This window comes from Sphingomonas sp. SORGH_AS_0879, from assembly GCF_030819175.1.
In the GTDB taxonomy this organism is placed as follows: Bacteria; Pseudomonadota; Alphaproteobacteria; order Sphingomonadales; family Sphingomonadaceae; genus Sphingomonas.
In genome coordinates this window covers 3,972,322-3,993,170 of record NZ_JAUTBJ010000002.1, presented here as the reverse complement: position 1 = coordinate 3,993,170, position 20,849 = coordinate 3,972,322, and the positions used below count along the sequence as shown (strand labels likewise).

The 20,849-nt window shown below is 67.2% G+C and carries 15 protein-coding genes and 1 pseudogene; 10 read left to right on the top strand and 6 right to left on the bottom strand.

Features of this window, described 5'->3' with window-relative positions; translation table 11 throughout:
- Positions 1–80: 80 nt before the first annotated feature.
- Both QE379_RS18645 and QE379_RS18640 read left to right on the top strand, forming a co-directional pair.
- Positions 81–1,917 (top strand): annotated as a pseudogene (locus QE379_RS18645) (cation:proton antiporter).
- A complete protein-coding gene (locus QE379_RS18640; RefSeq protein WP_307002783.1) occupies positions 1,914–2,561 on the top strand; it encodes an OmpA family protein in 648 nt (215 codons plus the stop codon). The pseudogene QE379_RS18645 and the gene QE379_RS18640 overlap by 4 nt, the downstream one beginning before the upstream one ends.
- A gap of 173 nt (positions 2,562–2,734) precedes the next feature.
- On the opposite strand, the gene QE379_RS18635 is transcribed toward QE379_RS18640, so the two are convergent.
- Both QE379_RS18635 and QE379_RS18630 read right to left on the bottom strand, forming a co-directional pair.
- Positions 2,735–3,115, bottom strand: a complete 381-nt coding sequence (locus tag QE379_RS18635) for a hypothetical protein (RefSeq protein ID WP_307002781.1) — start codon at positions 3,113–3,115, stop codon at positions 2,735–2,737.
- Positions 3,116–3,202: 87 nt separating this feature from the next.
- Positions 3,203–3,793 (bottom strand): TetR/AcrR family transcriptional regulator, encoded by a 591-nt coding sequence (locus tag QE379_RS18630; RefSeq protein ID WP_307002779.1) that lies wholly within the window; start codon positions 3,791–3,793, stop codon positions 3,203–3,205.
- A gap of 102 nt (positions 3,794–3,895) precedes the next feature.
- Between QE379_RS18630 and QE379_RS18625 the strand changes: the two genes are divergently transcribed.
- From QE379_RS18625 to QE379_RS18610, 4 genes are read left to right on the top strand one after another with little or no spacing between them, the layout of a single operon-like run.
- Complete coding sequence (locus tag QE379_RS18625; protein WP_307002777.1) at positions 3,896–5,089, top strand: efflux RND transporter periplasmic adaptor subunit; 1,194 nt, start codon at positions 3,896–3,898, stop codon at positions 5,087–5,089.
- A 6-nt stretch (positions 5,090–5,095) separates the two neighbouring features.
- Positions 5,096–8,281 (top strand): efflux RND transporter permease subunit, encoded by a 3,186-nt coding sequence (locus QE379_RS18620; protein ID WP_307002775.1) that lies wholly within the window; start codon positions 5,096–5,098, stop codon positions 8,279–8,281.
- A 3-nt stretch (positions 8,282–8,284) separates the two neighbouring features.
- Entirely contained in the window at positions 8,285–9,811 is a 1,527-nt protein-coding gene (locus QE379_RS18615) for an efflux transporter outer membrane subunit (protein ID WP_307002773.1), read from the top strand.
- A 5-nt stretch (positions 9,812–9,816) separates the two neighbouring features.
- Positions 9,817–10,452 carry a TetR/AcrR family transcriptional regulator gene (locus QE379_RS18610; RefSeq protein WP_307002771.1) on the top strand — a complete coding sequence of 212 codons (636 nt, stop codon included), beginning with the start codon at positions 9,817–9,819 and terminating at the stop codon, positions 10,450–10,452.
- A 107-nt stretch (positions 10,453–10,559) separates the two neighbouring features.
- Here QE379_RS18610 and QE379_RS18605 read toward each other — a convergent pair whose 3' ends face one another.
- Both QE379_RS18605 and QE379_RS18600 read right to left on the bottom strand, forming a co-directional pair.
- Complete coding sequence (locus tag QE379_RS18605; RefSeq protein ID WP_307002770.1) at positions 10,560–10,772, bottom strand: hypothetical protein; 213 nt, start codon at positions 10,770–10,772, stop codon at positions 10,560–10,562.
- A gap of 104 nt (positions 10,773–10,876) precedes the next feature.
- Positions 10,877–13,708: a TonB-dependent receptor gene (locus QE379_RS18600; RefSeq protein ID WP_307002768.1), complete on the bottom strand. Its 2,832-nt coding sequence runs from the start codon at positions 13,706–13,708 to the stop codon at positions 10,877–10,879.
- A gap of 136 nt (positions 13,709–13,844) precedes the next feature.
- Between QE379_RS18600 and QE379_RS18595 the strand changes: the two genes are divergently transcribed.
- From QE379_RS18595 to QE379_RS18580, 4 genes are all read left to right on the top strand, one after another.
- A complete protein-coding gene (locus tag QE379_RS18595; protein ID WP_307002766.1) occupies positions 13,845–15,464 on the top strand; it encodes a tryptophan halogenase family protein in 1,620 nt (539 codons plus the stop codon).
- Positions 15,412–16,122 (top strand): SapC family protein, encoded by a 711-nt coding sequence (locus QE379_RS18590; RefSeq protein ID WP_307002764.1) that lies wholly within the window; start codon positions 15,412–15,414, stop codon positions 16,120–16,122. The genes QE379_RS18595 and QE379_RS18590 overlap by 53 nt, the downstream gene beginning before the upstream one ends.
- Before the next feature lie 77 nt (positions 16,123–16,199).
- Positions 16,200–17,567, top strand: coding sequence for a chloride channel protein (locus QE379_RS18585; protein ID WP_307002763.1), 1,368 nt, complete (start codon positions 16,200–16,202; stop codon positions 17,565–17,567).
- Positions 17,564–18,559 (top strand): IS5 family transposase, encoded by a 996-nt coding sequence (locus QE379_RS18580; protein WP_307002762.1) that lies wholly within the window; start codon positions 17,564–17,566, stop codon positions 18,557–18,559. Before QE379_RS18585 ends, QE379_RS18580 begins: the two co-directional genes overlap by 4 nt.
- 195 nt (positions 18,560–18,754) lie before the next feature.
- Here QE379_RS18580 and QE379_RS18575 read toward each other — a convergent pair whose 3' ends face one another.
- Both QE379_RS18575 and QE379_RS18570 read right to left on the bottom strand, forming a co-directional pair.
- The gene (locus QE379_RS18575) at positions 18,755–19,153 is read right to left on the bottom strand and encodes a reverse transcriptase-like protein (protein ID WP_307002759.1); all 399 of its coding nucleotides are present in this window, start codon (positions 19,151–19,153) and stop codon (positions 18,755–18,757) included.
- Positions 19,150–20,769, bottom strand: a complete 1,620-nt coding sequence (locus QE379_RS18570; RefSeq protein ID WP_307002757.1) for an NAD(P)/FAD-dependent oxidoreductase — start codon at positions 20,767–20,769, stop codon at positions 19,150–19,152. Before QE379_RS18570 ends, QE379_RS18575 begins: the two co-directional genes overlap by 4 nt.
- Positions 20,770–20,849 lie beyond the last annotated feature (80 nt).

The following is a 20,849-nucleotide window of genomic DNA, read 5'->3' as shown; positions in this document are numbered from 1 at the left end:
ACCTCCCCCCGGCCAGCGGTTTTATGCGGCAAAAGCAGCCGTGCGGTTACCTTTGGGGACGCCAGAGGTTAAGCGGCGATATGGAACAAAAAGCTCTCGTCATGGCGCTGATCGGTGTTCTGGGGATCGGCGCGCAGTGGATCGCGTGGCGGACGGGGTGGCCCGGCCATCGCGCTGATGCTGGCCGCCGGCGTCATCGCCGGTCCGATCACCGGCGTCATCATCCCCGAGCACACGTTCGGCGATCTGCTCGAACCCATGATATCCGTCGCCGTCGCGCTGATCCTGTTCGAGGGCGGGCTCAGCCTCAACTTCCGCGAGTTGCGCAAGACCGAAGGCGCGGTGACGCGGCTGATGATGATCGGCATCCCGCTGGGCTGGGTGCTGGGCTCGCTCGCCTGCTATTATGTCGCCGGGCTGGTCTGGCCGGTGGCGATCCTGTTCGCCGGTATCCTGGTGGTGACCGGCCCGACCGTGGTCATCCCCCTGCTGCGCCAGAGCAATATCGCCGCGCGCCCGCGCGCGATCCTGAAATGGGAGGCGATCGTCAACGATCCCTTCGGGGCGCTGTGCGCGGTCATCACCTATGAATATCTGCGCCGCGTCGACCAGGGAGGGACGCTGCTGTCCGTCGTCGTCGCGCTGCTCGGGGCGGCGGTGGTGTCGGGGCTGATCGGCTATGGCATGGCGCGCGCGATCGCCTGGGCCTTTCCGCGCGGCCATGTGCCGGAATATCTGAAGGCGCCGGTGCTGCTCGTCGCGGTCATCGGCACCTTCGTCCTGTCGAACCTGATCCAGCAGGAAACGGGGCTGCTCGCGGTCACCGTGATGGGCGTGGCGGTCGCCAATATGCGGCTGGATTCGTTGCGTGACATCCATCCCTTCAAGGAGAATGTGACGGTCCTGCTGATTTCCGGCGTGTTCGTCCTGCTCTCGGCGTCGCTGGACCTGAATGTGCTGCGCCTGTTCGAATGGCGCTTTGCCGCGTTCCTGTTCGCACTGCTGTTCCTGGTCCGCCCGGCGACCGTGCTGATCGCCCTGGCCTTCAGCAAGATTCCCTGGAACGAGCGGCTGCTGGTCGCCTGGATCGCGCCGCGCGGCGTCGTCGCGGTCGCGGTGTCGGGGCTGTTCGCATTGCGCCTCGACCAGCTGGGCTATGGCAACGGCAATATCCTGGTCACCCTGTCCTTCGCCGTGGTGGTCGCGACGATCATCGCCCATGGTTTCAGCATCCGCTATGTCGCGCGCTGGCTGAAGGTCACCGGGGCGACGCAGAAGGGCCTGTTGATCGTCGGCAGCACGCCGTGGAGCATCTCGCTGGCCCAGCAGATCCAGTCGCTGGGGCTGCCGGTGACGATCGCTGATACCAGCTGGCAGAGGCTGTCCGGCCCGCGCCAGGCGGGGATCGGGACCTATCATGGCGAAATCCTGGCCGAGACGACCGAGGAGCGGCTCGACCTGACCCAGTTCCAGGTGCTGGTCGCGACGACCGACAACGAGGCGTATAACGCGCTGGTCTGCAACGAGTTCGCGCATGATATCGGCCGCGACTCCGTCTATCAGCTCGGCGGGAGCGGCGACGACGAGGATCATCGCAGCCTGCCGGAAGCGCTGCGCGGGCGGGCCATGTTCACCACCGGCCACGGGGTGGAGGATATCCTGCAACGCGAGGCGGCGGGCTGGACCTTCCGCAAGACGCGGATCAGCGAGCAGTTCAACTTCGACCATGCCCGCTCGACACTGCCCGACGAGGCGGACATGCTGTTCGTGCTGCGCAAGGACGGTCGCATCCGCTTCTTCACCCATGCGGCACGACCGACTCCGCAGACCGGCGATATCGTCGTGTCCTACGGGCCCTCGCGCCACGGCGATCCCGACGCTAAACAGTCCAGTCACATCGGAGGGGATGTCGCATGACGATATCGACATGGAGCAACCGGACCGCGCGCGCCATCGCGGCGGGCATGATCGGCCTGGCCATCACCGCCTGCCAGCCGGGCGGCGGCGCGCCCGCCGGTAACGAGGCGGCGGCGGTCGAAGCCGATGGAGCGGCCGAGAATAATGCGGCGATGCCCGGCAACGACCTGGCGGCGGCCGAACCGGAAGAGGCCAAGAAGTCGATCATCCGCCCGGATATCGCACCCTCGCCGACCCCGACGCCGCCCGCCGGGCCGGTCGAGATGACCATTCCCTTCCCCGCCAAGGGGGCGCAGATGGACCAGGCGGGCATGGCGCAGCTCGACACGCTGCTGGCCGATCCGGTCCTGGCCCTGGGCGGGCCGATCACGATCTGGGGGCATAGCGACTCGACCGGCTCGGATGCGGCCAACCTGCTCGCGTCCCGCCACCGCGCGGAGGCGGCGCGGGACTATCTGGTCAAGATGGGCGTCGCTGCCGACCGGATCACCGTCGTGGCGCTGGGCGAAGCCCGCCCCGTGGCGCCCAACCGCAAGCTCGACGGCTCGGACGATCCGGAAGGCCGCGATAAGAACCGGCGCGTGGAGATCAAGGTGGACCTGCCCAAGACAGCGCCGGTCGGGGAGGCGAACGAGGTGCCCTGATGCCACCCAAATCGGACATCCGCCGCCGAAATTCGGTGTCCCATTTCTCCGAAGCGTGAAAAGGCGTGAACGGTGGCGGCGTCGGCTGGCCCCTGCGTCCAATCACGTGAGCCATCAACCCCAACCGCTTGGTCGTCGGGGCGGCGACGAAACCGCCGCCGCCCCGACATCCCTTACTTCTTGCTGCGCGCGCGCTTGGGCGTGGCGGCGGCTTCGAGGTCTTCTTCCTCATCGGCCTGTTCTTCGCCCGCTTCGGTCAGCGCCTGGCCGAGGGCCTTGAGCTTGTCCTGCGACTTGTCCGCCCGGTCGGCGATCTTCGTCGTCGCGGTGCCCAGGCGGTGGAGAAGGTCGTGGATGCGGTCGGCGTCGGGTTCGTCCTTTTCCAGCTGCTTGCGGAGCGAGGCGAGGTCGCGAAGAATGCCCTTCGCACCCGGCGTGTCGACTTCCGCCAGCGCGGCTTCCCAGTCCTCTACCATATTGGCGCCCTTGGCGGCCTTGGTATTCTCGATGCCGCGGTTGATCGCGTTCATCGTTCCGGCGAATTTGACAGCCATCGCATGATCCTTTCCACACCGGCTCGTGCCGGCATCCATCAACGAGGCATGTCGCGAAAAGAACCCCGTCGATCCAAGGATATTCCGCTATTTTGTCCCTTCGATCAGGCAGTCGATCAAAAGGTCGCTGGCCGGCTTCACCGCCTCTTGATGGAGCGTCCGCGCACAGACCGAGCCGAGGGAGATGATCATGAAGGCCTGGGCGAGGGTGCGGTGTTCGCTCTCCACCGTATCGCTGCCCATCAGTCCGGCAAAGGCGCGGCTGATATTCTCGAACGCCTGGGCCCGAACGTCCTGGAAGATCGCATTGATCCGCTCGTTACGCGCCGCCTCCGCCGCGATCTCCAGGAACAGCCGGTCGCCGCATTCGTCCTTGCGGCAAGGCGTCGACACGAGCCAGGCGATGATCCCCGCACGATCCCTGTCGGCCAGCGCCGTGTTGAGCGTGTCCTGGTCCGCGATGCGTTCGCAATCCGCCGCGACGATCGCGGCGATGATGTCCTCCTTCGACGGAAAGTCGCGGTATAGCTGCTGAACGGCGACGCCCGATTCCTTGGCGATCGCGGCGATTCCCGTCGCGTGGAAGCCATTCTCGACGAACAGGCGCCGGGCCACCTCCTTGATATTGTGTCGGCGCATCTCGGCGCGCGACCGGGGCTGGCAGTCGGTATTCAACACGTTACGGCCTCTCTCATTCCATGTTGACGCGCTCGAACGGCGGGTCTAACGGCGCTATTTGTGAGTGATCGCTCTCAAACAATTTTTCAAGCGGGAAATGATATGTCCTCCAATCGGCTTCTCGGTCGTGTGTTGGCATCCGGCGCCTTGCTCGCACTGGCCGCCTGCGGCAGCGGTGGCAAGCAGCAGCAGCAGGCGCCCCAGGGGCCGGCCCCTGTCGGTTATGTGGTGGCGAGCGAACAGCCTGTCACCCTCACGACCGAGTTGCCGGGCAGGACCACCGCCTTCGAAACCTCCGATGTGCGCCCGCAGGTCAACGGCCTGATCACCCAGAGGCTGTTCGTCGAGGGTGACGTGGTCCGTCAGGGGCAGCCGCTATACCGTATCGACCCCGCGCCCTACCAGGCCCAGGTCGCCAGTGCCCGCGCCGCGCTGACCCGTGCGCAGGCGAGCATCGCGTCGAGCGCCGCGCTGGCGCGCCGCTATGGCGAGCTGGTCAAGATCAACGCGATCGCCCGCCAGGAATATGAGAACGCGCAGACCAGCGCGGCGCAGGCGCGTGCCGATGTGGCGGCCCAGCAGGCCGCCTTGCGCACCGCGCAGATCGATCTGGGGCGCACCACCATCCGGGCGCCGATCACCGGCCGGATCGGGCGTTCGGTCTTCACGACCGGCGCGCTGGTGTCCGCCTCGCAGACCCAGGCGCTGGCCACCATCCAGCGGCTCGACCCCATCTATGTCGACATCCAGGAGCCGAGCGCCGAACTGCTGAAGCTGCGTCGGCAGATCATGAGCGGTCAGTTGACCCGCGACGGCAATGCCCGCGTCAAGCTGACGCTGGAGGACGGTAGCGACTATGGTGCCCAGGGCACGTTGCGCTTCGCCGACGTCACCGTCGACCCGACGACCGGATCGCAGGTGATCCGCGCGCTGTTCCCCAACCCCAACGGCCTGTTGCTGCCCGGCATGTTCGTGCGCGCCTCGCTGGTCGAGGGGACTCAGTCCAAGGCGTTCCTGGTGCCGCAGCGCGCGGTCAGCCGCGATGAGAAGGGGCAGGCGACGGTCATGGTGATCGGCGCGGGCAACAAGGTCGAGCCGCGCACGCTCCAGACCGGCCGGTCGGTCGGCGACAACTGGATCGTCACCAGCGGCCTGAAGCCCGGGGACAAGATCATCGTCGAGGGCGGCATGATGCTGCGTCCGGGCATGCCGGTGCAGGGCAAGCCATGGGATCCCAACGCCAAGCCCGCCGGCGCATCGCCGCAAGCGGGCCAGGCACAGGTACAGGCGAAGTAACCAGCCATGTCACGCTATTTCATCGATCGCCCGATCTTCGCCTATGTGCTGGCGGTGCTGGTCGTCATCGCCGGCCTGCTCTCGCTGCGCACGCTGCCGATCGCGCAGTTCCCGGCGATCGCGCCGCCCGCGGTGTCGATCACGGCCACCTATCCGGGCGCCGACGCCCAGACGCTGGAGAACACGACCACCCAGATCATCGAGCAGCAGATGAAGGGGATCGACCACCTTCGCTACTTCTCGTCGTCCTCCTCCTCGGCGGGCAGCGTGACGATCACGCTGACCTTCGAGCAGGGGACCGATCCCGACATCGCGCAGGTGCAGGTCCAGAACAAGCTGCAGGCGGCGACCCCGCTGCTGCCGCAGGAGGTCCAGCGCCAGGGCATCATCGTCGCCAAGGCGACGCAGAATTTCCTGCTGTTCGTCGGTCTCTATTCCGAGAATGGCAAGCATGACGCGGACGATCTGGCCGATATCGTCGCCTCGCGGATTTCCGATCCGCTGTCGCGCGTCACCGGTGTCGGCGACACCCAGATCTTCGGCTCGCAATATGCGATGCGCATCTGGGTCGATCCGATCAAGCTCAACAATTATGCGCTGACCATGGCGGACGTGACCAACGCGGTCACGGCGCAGAACGCGCAGGTTTCGGCGGGCCAGATCGGCGCGCAGCCCGCGCCCAAGGAACAGATGCTCAACGCGACCGTCTCGGTTTCGTCGCGCCTGACCTCGCCAGAGCAGTTCGCCCAGATCCGCCTGAAGAGCAACACCGACGGGTCGATCGTCCGGCTGGGCGACGTCGCGCGCGTCGCGATCGGCGCGGAGAACTACGCCTTCTCGGCGCAGTGGAACGGCAAGCCCGCCTCGGGCATCGGCATCAAGCTGGCCCCCGGCGCCAACGCGCTCGACACCGTCGTTGCGGTCAAGGAGCGGGTGAACGCGCTGGCGAAGGAATTCCCCTCCGACGTCAAGGTCATCTTCCCCTACGACACCTCGCCCTTCGTGCGCCTGTCGATCGAGCAGGTCATCGAGACTTTGGTCGAGGCGGTCGTGCTCGTCTTCCTCGTGATGTTCCTCTTCCTCCAGAATTTCCGCGCCACGCTGATCCCGACGATCGCGGTGCCGGTGGTGCTGACGGGGACGTTCGCGGTGCTGGCGGCGTTCGGCTATTCGATCAACACGCTGACCCTGTTCGGCATGGTGCTGGCCATCGGCCTGCTGGTCGACGACGCGATCGTCGTGGTCGAGAATGTCGAGCGGCTGATCACCACCGAGCATCTGTCGCCCAAGGAGGCGGCGCGCAAGTCGATGGACGAGATCACCGGCGCGCTGATCGGCATCGCGGCGGTGCTGTCGGCGGTGTTCCTGCCGATGGCGTTCTTCGGCGGATCGACTGGCGTAATCTATCGCCAGTTCTCCATCACGATCGTGTCGGCGATGGTGCTGTCGGTCGCGGTCGCGCTGATCCTGACGCCCGCGCTCTGTGCGACCATCCTGAAGCCGCACGACCCCAACAAGGGGGAGGGCCATGGTCCGCTGGCACGCTTCTTCCGCTGGTTCAACGACAAGTTCGACCGTGGTCGTGACCGGTATGAGAAGGGCGCGCGCTCGACGGCCCGGCGCTGGGGGCGTTCGCTGATCGCCTATGCGCTGATCGTCGCAGGGATGGCGTTCCTGTTCATGCGGTTGCCGAGCGGCTTCCTGCCCGACGAGGATCAGGGCGTGATGATCGCGCTGGTCCAGGGACCGCCGGGGGCGACCACGGCGCGGACCCAGAAGGGCCTCGATCTGGTCCGCGACCATTTCCTGAGCGATGCGGGCAGCGCCATTCGCGGCGTCTACACGATCAACGGCTTCAGCTTTGCGGGGCAGGGCCAGAACAGCGGCATCGCGTTCATCCCGATGAAGGAGTGGAAGGACCGCCCCGGCGCGCAGAACAAGGCGCAGGCGATCATCGGCCGCGCGATGGGCGCGTTCGCCCGCTATAATGACGGCCTGATCTTCGCGGTCATCCCGCCCGCCGTCCAGGAACTGGGCAATGCCACCGGCTTCGACATGCAGCTCGTCGACGAAAGCGGCATCGGCCATGACAAGCTGCTGGCGGCGCGCAACATGTTGCTCGGCATGGCGTCGCAGAACAAGTCGCTGGTCGGCGTGCGTCCCAACGCGCTCGACGACGCGCCGCAACTCAAGGTCAATGTCGACCAGGACAAGGCGCGTGCGCTGGGCCTGGACCTGTCGACCGTCAACAGCACGATCGCGACCGCCTGGGGCGGGTCTTATGTGAACGACTTCATTGACCGGGGCCGCGTGAAGCGCGTCTATATCCAGGCCGATGCCGCCTATCGCATGGCGCCCGAGGATATTGGCGACCTCTATGTGCGCGGCTCCACGGGCACGATGGCGCCGTTCACCGCCTTCTCCAACGTCTCGTGGAAGCAGGGGCCGATGCAGCTCACCCGTTATAACGGCCAGCCTTCGATGGAAATCCTGGGCCAGGCCGCGCCGGGCGTGGCGTCGGGGGCCGCGATGAGGGCGATGGAGGAGATGCAGGCGAAGCTGCCGCCCGGCACCCGGCTCGACTGGACCGGCCTCAGCTATGAGGAGCAATTGTCCGGGGGACAGGCGCCTGCGCTCTATGGCCTGTCGCTGCTGATCGTCTTCCTGTGCCTCGCCGCGCTGTACGAAAGCTGGTCGGTGCCGATCTCGGTCATGCTGGTGGTGCCGCTGGGCGTCGTCGGCGCGCTGCTCGCCGCCCTGCTGACCGGGCTGAACAACGACATCTATCTCCAAGTGGGCCTGATCACCACGATCGGCGTGTCGGCGAAGAACGCGATCCTCATCGTCGAATTCGCCGAAGAAAGGATGCGCGAGGGCTATAACGCCTTCGACGCGGCGATCGAGGCGGCCAAGCTGCGCCTGCGGCCCATTCTGATGACCAGCCTGGCCTTTATCTTCGGCGTGTTCCCGCTGGCCATCGCCAATGGCGCGGGCGCGGGCGGCCAGAACGCCATCGGTCGCGCGGTGGTGGGCGGCATGTTCTCGGCGACAATCCTGGCGATCTTCTTCGTGCCGATGTTCTTCGTCGTCGTGATGCGGCTGTTCGACCGCAGCAAGAACCGCAAGGCCGAGGGCGATACGCAGCCGCGCGACGATGGCCACTCCGATACGCCGTCCGTGCAGGGAGTTTGATCCATGATCCGTTCCAAATCTGCCTTGGCCCTGCTGGCGGCGACGACGCTGGCCGGGTGCAATCTCGCCCCCAAATATGTCCGCCCCGTGGGCGCCGTCCCCGCGACTTTGCCCCAGGACGGCATCTATCCGGCGGCGGCGTCCGACGCGCCCGATGTGACCAGGATCGGGTGGCAGCAATTCTTTACCGACGACCGCCTGCGCCGCACCATCGCGCTGGGGCTTGAGAACAACCGCGACCTGCGCATCGCGGCGGCCAATGTGTTGCAGGCACGGGCGCAGTACCGGGTCCAGCGTGCGGATCTGGTCCCATCGACCACCCTGTCGGGTTCGGGTACCTATACCAACAACATCCAGGGTGCGGCGGGCGCGCTCGGCGGAGCGGCAGGCGGCGGCGCCGGGGCGGGGACGGGTACCGGCACGGGAACCGGTGCTGGCGCCGGAGCCGGAGCCGGAACCGGTGGCACGGGCCTGGGCGTCGGTGTGGGCTCGTCCGCGTCCAATCTGGAATTCTATTCGGTCAATGCCGGTTTCTCGGCCTTCGAACTGGATCTGTTCGGGCGCGTCCGCAATCTCAACCGCGCCGCGCTGGAACAGTATTTCGCGACCGAGGAAGCCCAGCGTTCGACGCGGATCAGCCTGATCGCCGAGATCGCGACGGCCTGGTTGACCTATGCGTCGGATCAGGACCAGTTGCGCATCTCGCAGGAGTCGCTGAAATCCTTCGCGCAATCGCTGGAGCTGACGCGCGCGCAGTTTCGGATCGGCGTCGCCTCCGAACTCGAGGCGCGGCAGGCCGAGACGACCTATCAGGGCGCGCGCAACGACATCGCGGTGCTGAAGACGCGGGTGGCGCAGGACAAGAACGCGCTCGACCTGCTGGTCGGCGCGCCGGTGCAGGTCGATCTGCTGCCGCAAGGATTGGGTGACAGCGGTGCGGCCTTGCCGGTGCTGCCCACCGGCCTGTCGTCCGAGATATTGCTGCGCCGCCCCGACGTGTTGCAGGCCGAGCATCAACTGATCGCGCAGAACGCCAATATCGGCGCGGCGCGCGCGGCGATGTTCCCGCGCATCTCGTTGACCGCGACGCTGGGCACGATCAGCACCGCGCTCAGCGGCCTCTTCGCGGGTGGCAGCTTCACCTATACCGGCGCGCCGTCGGTCTCGCTGCCGCTGTTCGACGGGGGACGGCTTCGCGGCAATCTGGACGTCGCGCGCGCGCAGCAACAGGCCGCCGTCTCGACCTATGAAAGGACCGTCCAGACGGCGTTCCGCGAGGTTGCCGACGCGCTGGCGCAACGCGGCACCATCGACGAGCAGATCGCGGCGCAGACGGCCCGGGTGAAGGCGGCCAATGTCGCGCTGAAAATCTCGGATGCGCGGTACCGGACGGGCGTCGAGTCCTTCCTGACGACGCTGGATTCCCAACGCACCGCCTATTCGGCGCAGCAGTTGCTGGTGACCACCCGTCTCAATCGCGAGAGCAATATGGTGGAACTGTACCGTTCGCTGGGCGGCGGGCTGAACTAGCCGATATGGGTGATGTTTTGGTTTCGCCTCCGGGCGGTCGCGATCCCGTCCCACGGTCGCGCGGCCGCCCCAGCGTCGAGCGCGCGGCGGAGATCGGTCATCTGGTCGTCGAAGCCGCGATCATCGCCTTTGTCGAGCAGGGCCTGGACATCTCCATCGACCAGATCGCCCAGTCGGTGGGGGTGAGCAAGCAGGCGGTCTATCGGCGCTGGTCCAGCAAGATATCGCTGCTGATGGACGTGATGGACCGGGTCATGGAGACGGTCCATTTCCGTCTTGCCGACGGCCTGCCCCCACATCCCGTGCTCGCCCTGAAGGAATTGTCCTGGCGCATGTGCAGGCCGGATGGGGGCGTGCGCGAGCGGAGCGTCACCATCCTGATGTCCGAGGCGCTGAGCGACAAGTCCATGCACCAGTGGTTCGCCCTGTGGCGCAGGGCGCATTTCGATTTCTATCGGGCTTTCGTCCTGGCGGCCGCAAGGTCGGTGGGCCAAGAGGAACAGGCGATGGTCATCGCCCGGATCTTGCTGGACATGGTCGAGGGGGTGAGCCGGGCGACCTATTGGGAAAATCTGTCGGACGCGGAGTGTGCGGCGCTGTTTTCGCAAAAATGGGATCGGATGGCGCCGATGCTGCGCTGACCGGCCATCGCGCCCCGTCAGGTTCGATCGAGGAAAGGCCGCCCCGCCATGGGAGCGGCCTTTCGCTCTTCGATGGGCGTGTCATGGCCCGCAAGATGGCGTGACGATCAGCTCGGATGGGCGGCGCTGACCATGGCGGCTTCATCCTCCTCGGTCGGGATCGGCGCATCGAGCCCGTCCGCCGACGATGCGGGGCTGCCCTGGGACAATGCCATCTGCTCATAGGCGATCTCCAGGTCCTGCACCCCCGAGCCGGTCGGCTGGATGGGGAGATCGGCAAAGCTGGCGGGCTCTTCTGTCGCAACGGTTTTTTCAGGCACGTCGTTCTCCTTCCTAAGAGGAATGAACGCGCGGCCCGCGATTTCGACCCAGGCCGATCGTGCCGCTGGGCGGGGTGGCCGGTCCACCCCGCCCCGGTCACGCATCAGAAGGAGAAACGGACGCCCGCATCATAGCGCGGCCCGAAATTCTGATAGCGCAGCAACTGGTTGTCGAACCGCCCGGTCGCGAAATATTTCGCGTTGAACAGGTTCGTCCCCTCGACGAAGACCTGGGCGAAGGGGGTGACGTTCACCGCCACGCTGCCGTCGAACTGGCCGTAATCGCGCACGAACACCGGCTCGTTGCCCGGACCGCCCGCCAGCTGCTGAAGGAAACGTTCGCGCCGGTTATAGGCGATGCGCGCCGACACGCCGAACTTCTCGTAGAACAGGGTGGCGTTCTGCGAATTGCCGATGCCTTCCGCCGCGAAGGACTGGCCGATCTGGCTGACGTCGAATTCGCGGTTGGTCGAGACGAAGGTCGCGTTGGCCTGCACGCCGAAGCCGCTCAGCACGCCGGGCAACCAGTCGAGGGTATGGACCAGGTTCAGCTCCAACCCCTTGATCTTCAGCGACTGGGCGTTGCGCGGACGGCGCACGCTGAACTTGGCGGTGTTGGGCCCGACGATCAGCCCGCCGACCGGAAGATTGCCCGCATTGGCGATCGTGAACAATTCCTCGCCGAAGGTCTGGACGATGAAGTCGTCCACCGTCTTGTGGAACACCGCCGCCGAGAGGGTGGTGGTGGGCGTGGGATACCATTCCAGCGACAGGTCGAAATTGGTCGCGCGATACGGCTTCAGGTCCGGATTGCCGCCGGTCGCGGTCAGCGTCGCGGGGCGGAGCGTCCCGATATCCAGGCTGGGCGCCAGATCGCCGATCGCGGGGCGGGTCAGCGTCTTGTAGGCGGCGAAACGCGCCTGGAGCTTGGGCGTCAGGTTCAGCTTCGCATTCAGATTGGGCAGGAAGTTGCTGTAGGACGAACGCTTGTTGACCGATACCGCCGCGCGGTTGTTCGCGAAGACGCCGGTATAGGTGGTCGGATCGCCCGCCACGGGAAGCAGGTCGGTCAGTTGCAACTGCTGCCCGGACGACACCAGCTCGGTATATTCATAGCGCCCGCCGATATTGATGAACCAGGGAAGCCCCGCGACCGTGCCTTCCAGGTCCATGTCGGCATAGCTGGCGAAGACCTTTTCCCGGACCCGTGCCGAGGGTTGCTCGGTCACCGCATAGCCGTTGGTCCGCGCGAAGATCGCCGCTGTCGTTCCCACCGGCTGGCCCCGCGCCAGGTCGAGCGCGGTGGTCGCCGCCGGGCTGGTCAGATAGTTGAAATAGGCCTGCGGGTCATAGGTCAGGAAGGTGGTCGGCACGCTGCCGCCCTTCTGCCCCAGCGAACCGAGGGTGAAGGGCGAGAGCAGCGACGGATCGGCCAGCGTCGGGTAACCGCAATAGAGGCAGCCGATATTGGGGTCCGACGAGAAGGGCACGTTGCTCTTGTCGCGCGAGGTGCCGGTCAGGCCGAAGCGGAGCGCCGAGACGATGTTCCAGCCCGGCTTCCATTCGGTGTTCCAGCGATATTCCTGGACCTTCTCGGTCACGTCGTTGCCGCTGCGCCCGGCGATATGGGTGCGGCCCAGCGCCGGGTTGGTCAGCACGCCATTGTCATAGCCGGAGGTGGAGGGAATGCCGTTCCCTTCCGCCGCGTTGAACGAATATCGGGTCGGCACGCCGATGACGGTGAAATAGGATTTGCCGCCGCCCGCATTCTTGGCCTGCGAATAGGTGGCGTCGAAGACCATGCGCACCGTATCGGCGGGCCGCCATTCGGCGTTGAACCCGGCCTCATAGGTCGTCGTTTCGCGCACCCCGCCAGAGGCGATGAAGTCGGCATTGCCGTTGGTGGTCAGCGAGGTGACGCTGCGGTTCGAATCGATCTGCGCGGCGGTATAGCTGGTCGGCTCGAACCAGCTGCCCAGGCCGCGCGTGGTCGTGTCGCTCTTGAACCGGTTGTAGAGGCCGTCGACGGTGAAGGTCAGCTCGTCGGTCGGCGCATATTGCGCGACCAGCGTCGCGCCCAGGCGGGTGCGATCGTCGCGCGTCTCGTTCACGTCCTGGTTACGCGGCGCATAGACATTGGTGTAGAGCGGCGCGCTGTTCGGCCCGACCGAGGTGCCGGGGATATAGCCGTCGGTGCTGATCGCCCGGATCGAGGCGATACGCTTCTGATAGGAGAGCGAGGCGAGCAGGCCCAGCTTGCCGTCGGCGAAGGTGTCGCTGAGCAGGCCGAACAGCTGCGGCGTGAACTTCTTGCTGTTGCCTTCGTACAGGGCCTTGCCGGTGAAGACGCCCTTGAACTCCTTGAGCGCGAGCGGGCGCGGCGTCTGGACGTTGATCGTCGCGCCGATGCCGCCGCCCTGGAGCGGAGCTTGCGAGCTCTTATAGACCTGTGCGCCGCTGATCAGCTCGGCGGGGATCAGGTCGAAGGAGAAGGCGCGGTTGTAATTGTCCGATGCGAAACTGCGCCCGTTGAACAACACCGTGTTGAAGGCGGGGCCGAGGCCGCGCACGCTGACCGAGGCGCCTTCGCCATTGCTGCGGTCGATCGCGACGCCGGGGATGCGCTGGAGCGATTCGGCGACGTTGGCGTCGGGGAACTTGCCCAGGTCTTCGGACGAGATCGCATCGAGGATACCGGCGGCGTCGCGCTTGATCGCAGCGGCGGATTCGATGCTGCGGCGGATGCCGGTGACGACGATGTCGCCCGACGTGCCGTCCGCCTCGCTCTGGCTGGGCAGGGTGGCGGTCTGGTCGGCCGGCGGGGTCTGCGTCTGGGCCAGCGCCGGCGTGGCGGTGATAAGTGCGACAAGTGCGGTGGACAATCCGGCACGGCCGAGCAAACGGCCACCATTGGTTGTTGCAGCGACTTGAGTCATGTCTCTCCCCTATGTCAGTCTCGATTTCAGCCTCGGCCGGGCTGCTTGATTGGCGTCTGTTATGCGCTATGTCTGACAAATTCAAATGAAAACAATGTCGATGTAGATCAATGTGCGGCGGGGGGAGAGGAAAGCGATGACGGATCGAGCGGGGGCGGGGGATCGGCCCGTGCGGCGGGTGGTCGTGGTGGGCGGCGGTTCGGCGGGATGGATCGCGGCCTGTCGCCTGGCCGCCAGCGCGCGGCGGACGGGTGGCGAGGTTGCGGTCACCCTGGTCGAATCGCGCACCGTGCCGACGATCGGCGTGGGCGAAGGGACCTGGCCGACGATGCGCAACACGCTGGCCAGGATCGGCATCACCGAAACCGACTTCATCCGCTCCTGCGACGCGGCGTTCAAACAGGGCGCGCGCTTCGTCGGCTGGGCCGACGGGACGCCCGGCGACGCCTATTACCACCCGCTCAATCCGCCTGCGGGGGCGACCGAGATCGACATGGCTCCGCATTGGCTGCACGGGCGCGAGAGAGGGGCGGGCGATTTCGCCGACTGGGTCGATTACCAGGCGATGCTGTGCGATGCGGGGCTGGCACCCAAGAGCATCGTGATGCCCGAATATGCGGGTCACGCCAATTACGCCTATCATCTGGACGCGGGCAAGTTCGCGACCCTGTTGCGCGATCACGGCGTCGGGGTGCTGGGGGTGGAGCATGTGCTGGGCGACGTGGTGACGCCCCGGATGACCGACCATGGCGATATCGCCGCGCTGGACCTGGCGGATGGCCGCGTGGTGGAGGGGGATTTCTTCGTCGATTGCACGGGCTTCGCCGCGCTGCTGATCGGGGGCGTTTACGAGGTGCCGTTCCGGCGCTGTGGCGATGTGCTGTTCGCCGACCGGGCGATGGCGTTGCAGCTTCCCTATGACACCGAAGACGCCCCCATCACCTGCCACACCGTGGCGACGGCGCAGGATGCGGGCTGGATCTGGGACATCGGGCTGTGGACGCGGCGCGGGATCGGCCATGTCTATAGCAGCGCGCATATCAGCGACGACGCGGCGGAGGCGGCGCTGCGTCGTTATGCCGGGCCCGGGGCCGACACGCTGAACGTCCGCCGGATCACCATCGATGCCGGGCACCGGACCCGCTTCTGGCAGAACAACTGCGTCGCGGTGGGGCTGTCCGCCGGGTTCATCGAGCCGCTGGAGGCGTCCGCCCTGATGCTGATCGAGACGTCGATGGACGCGATCGCCGACCGCCTGCCGCGCACCCGCGCCGCGATGGACGTGATGGCGCGGCAGTTCAACGCGACCTTCACCCATCACTGGATGCGGATCATCGAGTTCCTGAAGCTGCATTATGTCCTGACCCGGCGGACCGATACGGAATTCTGGCGCGACAATGTCGCCGCCGCCTCCATCCCGGACGGCTTGCGCGAGCGGCTGGAGCTGTGGCGGCACGGCATTCGCCCGGCCCGCAGGATTTCGACCATGCGCGCGAGGTGTTCTCCTGGCCCAGCTATCAGTACATCCTGCACGGCATGGGCTTTGCCAGCGCCTATCCCCGGGTCGATCCGGCCTCGCCCGATGCGGCGACGGCGCAGCGTTTCGCGGCACGCAACGCGCGGGCGAAGGATGAATTGCGCGCACGGGCCCCGCGTCACCGCGACCTGTTGCGCGCGATCCGCGAACATGGTCTGCAACGGGTATGACCGGCCCCGTCCCGCTTTCCCCGACCGCGCATGCCGCGCTGCGTTATGACCGTCATGCGGCGGGGGCGACGCGGCGCTTCGTGCGCATCGGCCTGTCCGAACTCGCCTTCGCCGCCGCCGACATGCCGCTCTGCCTGGCCAAGGACGGGCAGACCGGGCGGTTCAACATGATCGCGCTGATGGCGCTGGTCGAGCCCGCCAATCTGTTCGTCTTCGGCGGCGGGTTCCAGGCGACCTATGTCCCGCGCGCGGCGCTGCTCGGCGGGTTTCGGCTGCATGATGGCGGGGTGGAGGGGCTGGCGATCGATCCCGCCGATCCGACCATCGGCGAGACGGGCGAGCCGCTGTTCGAGCGAGGAGCGCCCACGCCGTTGCCGGGCCGCGTCCGCACCGCGCTGACCGAGGTGATCGCCGACATGCAGGCGGCGCAGGCGCTGGTCGACCGCTATGCCGCGCTGCGGCTGATCCGGCCATTGCCGCTGTCGCTGGGGCTGGCGGGCGGTGGGGAGCATGATCTGGCCGGGCTGTACACCATCGACGAGGCGGCGATGCGGGCCTTGCCCGAGGCCGCGCTGGTCGCGCTTCACCGCGCCGACGCGCTTGCCCCGGCGGCGGTGATGGCCGCGTCGCTGGCGCAGACCGAGCGATTGCGCCAGTTGCACAATGCGCGCTTCACCCCCGCCATCGACCGGGTGACGTTGGGCTGACGCGCAGCCGGGATCGGGGAGGCGGACGGCGGCCTCCGGCTGGTTTTCGATCGCGATCCGGGTGTAGAGGACGGCATATGGCAGACCCCCGATCGGACAATCCCGGCATACGGAAATGGACGCCCGCCCGCTACCGGGCGCTGTTGCGGGCGCAGGGGCCCAAATCCGTCCATTTCCGGACGCGGCTCGCCATCCTGATCGGTGCGGTCGCGGTGGGGCTGGCCGCGACCGTCTTTGCCCAGGCCGCGGATCTGGCGGGCGAGATGTTCGGCCATTTCGCCGCGCGCTGGCATTGGGCGCCGCTGGTGGCGACGCCGCTGCTGTTCGCTGCCCTGGTCTGGATCACGCGGCGCTTCGTGCCGCTGGCGCGCGGGTCGGGCATCCCCCAGGTGATGGCGGCGCAGGCCGATCCCGATCAGGCGACGCAAGGGCTGGTGTCGATCCGCACCGTGGTCGGCAAGGCGGGGCTGACCCTGGCGGCGGTACTGGGCGGCGCGTCGGTCGGGCGAGAGGGGCCGACGGTGCAGATCGCCGCCGCGATCATGGGGCTGACGCACCGGTTGCTGGGCGTGCCGTTGCGCGGGGCGGTGCTGATCGCGGGTGGCGCGGCGGGGGTCGCTGCGGCGTTCAACACGCCGCTCGCCGGGCTGCTCTTCGCGATCGAGGAACTGGCCTCCGCCTATGAGCAGAAGGTCACGCTGCTGGTCATCGCGGCGATCGCGATTGCGGGCATGGTCGCCCAGTCGGTGCAGGGCGACTATGTGTATTTCGGGTTGATCGGGGCACATATGCCGATCGTGACGGCGCTGGTCGCGGCACCGGTCGCCGGGATCGTCGGCGGGCTGGCGGGCGGCGGCTTTGCCCGGCTGATGCTGGTGATGGCGACCGGCACCAATCGGGTGACGCGGTGGAGCAAGCAGCGGCCGATCCTGTTTGCGGCGCTGTGCGGTTGCGTCGTCGCGGGGCTGGGCGTCGGGACGGGGCTGACCTGGGGCACCGGCTACGGCGCGGCGCGGGCGATGATCGTCGGGGTCGATGCGCCCCTGTGGTTCGGCCCGGCCAAGTTCCTGGCGACGCTCGCCACGGCGATCGCGGGGTTGCCGGGCGGCATCTTCGCGCCGTCGCTGGCGGTCGGGGCGGGGGTGGGCAATCTGCTCCGCTCGATCTTCCCGGACTCGCCCGCCTCCGCCATCGTGATCCTGGGGATGGTCGGCTATTTCGCGGGCGTGGTCCGCGCGCCGCTGACCGCCGTCATCATCCTGTCGGAGACGACCGCCAGCCGTGGCCTGATGCTGCCCATGTTCGCGACCGCCTTCATCGCCGACGGGGTCAGCCAGCTGGTGTGCCGCGAGAAACTGTACCACGGCCTGTCGCGCACCTTCGCGATGGCTCATCCTCCCCTGCAAGGATTCCTCTGCGAAACGTCTGGCAATGAGGATGGTTGAGTGATTCACTGTGCGGGCAGGAGGGCATGGTGATGGTCGAGCAGCGATCGCTGGTGGAAGCGTTGATGGATCCGCGCTTGGGATCGAATGCGAAGCTGTCGGGGATCGAGCGGCTGATCGACTGGAGCCGGCTGGAGCCGCTGGTGTCGCCGCTGCGGCAGGGTCGGACGGGTCGACCGCCCTATGCGCCGCTGGCGATGGTCAAGGCGCTGTATCTGCAGGCGTTGTATGATCTGTCGGACCCCGGGCTGGAGGAGGCGCTGCTCGACCGGCTGTCGTTCCGGCGGTTCTGCGGCTTTGCGCTGGATGGCGGCACGCCGGACGAGACGACGCTGTGCCGGTTTCGCGCGGCGGCGGCGGCGGGGGACGTGCTGGAGCGCTGCTTTGCCGAGATCAACCGGCAGCTGGATGCGCAGGGGCTGGTGCTGCGGCGGGGGACGATCCTTGATGCCTCGGTGGTCAAGGCGACCCGCAAGCCCCCGCGCGGGGACGGGATCGCGCCGGGTGATCCGCACCCCCAGGAGCCGGGTGCCGACTGGACGCGCAAGGACGGCAAGCCGGTGTTCGGCTACCGCTTCCCTATCGGCATGGACGAGGGCTCGGGCCTGATCCGCAAGCTGGCCTTCACCTCGGCCAGGGTCCAGGATGTCGAACGGGCCGACGCGCTGGTCTGCGGCGACGAAGGCGCGGTCTATGCCGACCGGGCCTATGAGGGCCAGGCGCGTCGCAAGGCCCTGAAGGCGGCCGGGATCAAGGATCGCATCATGCATCGCCGGCACCGCTACATGCCAAAGCTGCCGCGCTGGCAGGCCCGGCGCAACCACCTCATCGCCAGACGGCGCGCCCCTGTCGAGGCGGTCTTCAGCGCCATGAAGCGCCTCTACGGCAAGGCGCGCACCAGATGCCTGTCGATCGAGCGGAACGCCGCAGACTTCCTCGCCTTTGCCACCATCTACAATCTCAGACGCGCCGCCATCCTTGCCGCTGGCTGAGCCGGGGCGATCCTGCCCCTCCAAACCGGCCAGCCAAAGCTGACCAAGGCCCGTACCGGATCCCTGCAGCGAAAGCCTCGCCCAGATCCTCTGTCACAAATGAGCCGTTTCGCAGAGGAATCCTGCAAGGGGAGGTGGCAGTCCGCAGGACTGACGGAGGGGTGTCACGGCCAGTGAGGATACCCCTCCACCATGCTAGGCATGGTCCCCCTCTCCTTGCAGGGGAGGAATTTGGTGGCGGAGCGGCTGTCTTGCCAAGGCGATCCCGGCGAGATTCTGGGTGCGCTTGATGTGACGCAGCCGGAAGCGCGGCGGGCGGGGAAGCGTGGACCAGAGCGCGAAATGCTCCCGATGAGCGGGCGGCACCCGCACCTTGCCCATGGCCTGCGCGATCACCGCCGCCGCGTCGCCCAGCAGAAGGACATCGTCCAGCCCCGCCTCCCGCGCCGCCCGCATGGCCGCGATCAGCGCCAGCCACTCGGCGGTCATGCTGCTGCCCGGTCCCAGGTCACGGGCTATATGGGTGCGCCCTCCCAGCACCACCGCCCATTCCATGCCGGAGGGGCGGTGGCCGCCGTCGAAGAAGATCTTCACGGGCGCGTGGCGATGCTCTGTGCGACCGCCTCGGCGGTCTTGATGCCGTCGACCGCCGCCGACAGGATGCCGCCCGCATAGCCCGCGCCCTCGCCTGCGGGGAACAGCCCGCGCGTGTTCAGGCTGTGCCCGTCCTCGCCCCGCGTGAAGCGGACGGGCGAGGAGGTGCGCGTCTCCACCCCCGTCATCACCACATCGGGGTGATCGTATCCGGCGATCTGGCGGCCGAAGACCGGAATCGCCTCGCGCATCGCCTCGACCACGAAGTCGGGCAGGCATTCGGACAGGTCGGTCGGCGTCACGCCGGGGCGATAGGAGGGGGTGACCGAACCCAGGCTGGTCGAGGGACGCTTCGCCAGGAAGTCGCCGACCCGTTGCGCCGGGGCCTTGTAGTTGGAGCCGCCCGCGACATAGGCGCGCTCCTCCCAATGGCGTTGCAGCGCCAGCCCCGCCAGCGGGTCGCCCGGATAGTCGCGCTCCGGGTCGATGGCGACGACGAAGCCCGAATTGGCGTTGCGCTCGTTGCGCGAATATTGGCTCATGCCGTTGGTGGCGACGCGGCCCTCTTCGGAGGTGGCGGCGACCACCGTGCCGCCGGGGCACATGCAGAAGCTGTAGACCGTGCGTCCGTTCTGGCAGTGGTGCGAGATGTGATACTCCGCCGCGCCCAGGATCGGGTTGCCCGCCTGATGCCCGAAGCGTGCGCGGTCGATCCAGCCTTGCGGATGTTCGATGCGCACGCCGATCGAAAAGGGCTTGGCCTCGACATACACGCCCGCGCCTTGCAGCATCGCGAAGCTGTCGCGCGCGCTGTGGCCGATGGCGAGCACGACATGATCGGCTTCCAGATAGCCGCCGCCGTTCAGGTGAAGCCCGCGTACCCGCCGCTCGCCCGATCCGTCGGTTTCCACGTCCAGCCCGTCGACGCGCGTGGAGAAACGATATTCGCCGCCCAGTTCCTCGATGGTCGCGCGAATGCTCTCGACCATGGTGACCAGGCGGAAGGTGCCGATATGCGGATGCGCTTCGGTCAGGATCTCCGGCGGGGCGCCCGCCTTGACGAACTCGGTCAGCACCTTGCGGTTCAGGTGACGCGGGTCCTTGATCCGGCTGTAGAGCTTGCCGTCCGAAAAGGTGCCCGCCCCACCTTCGCCATATTGGACGTTGGATTCGGGGTTGAGCACGCTGCGCCGCCACAGGCCCCAGGTGTCCTGCGTCCGTTCGCGGACCACCTTGCCGCGCTCCAGGATGATGGGGCGATATCCGGCCTGCGCCAGCACGAGGGCGGCGAACAGGCCGCAGGGGCCCGCGCCGATGACGACGGGGCGCTTCGCACCCGGCGGCGGCGCGCTGGGCAGGTGATAGCGGGTGTCGGGCGTCCGCTGCACATCGCGGTCGCGCCGGAAACGCTCCAGCACGGCGGCCTCGTTCTTCAGGTTGACGTCGACCGAATAGACCAACTGGATATTGTTCTTGTCACGCGCGTCATGCCCGCGCCGCGCCACGACGAAGCGCACCAGCTCGCGCGGCGTCACCCGCAACCGGCGACAGATGGCGGCGGGCAGGGCCTCGTCCGGATGGTGGAGAGGCAGTTTCAATTCACTGAGGCGGATCATCCCGCGCGCCATACAGAATTGCGCGAGGTCCCGCCATCGCCCGCGTGTCAGAGTCCGTTTGGAAACTCGCTTGCAGCGAG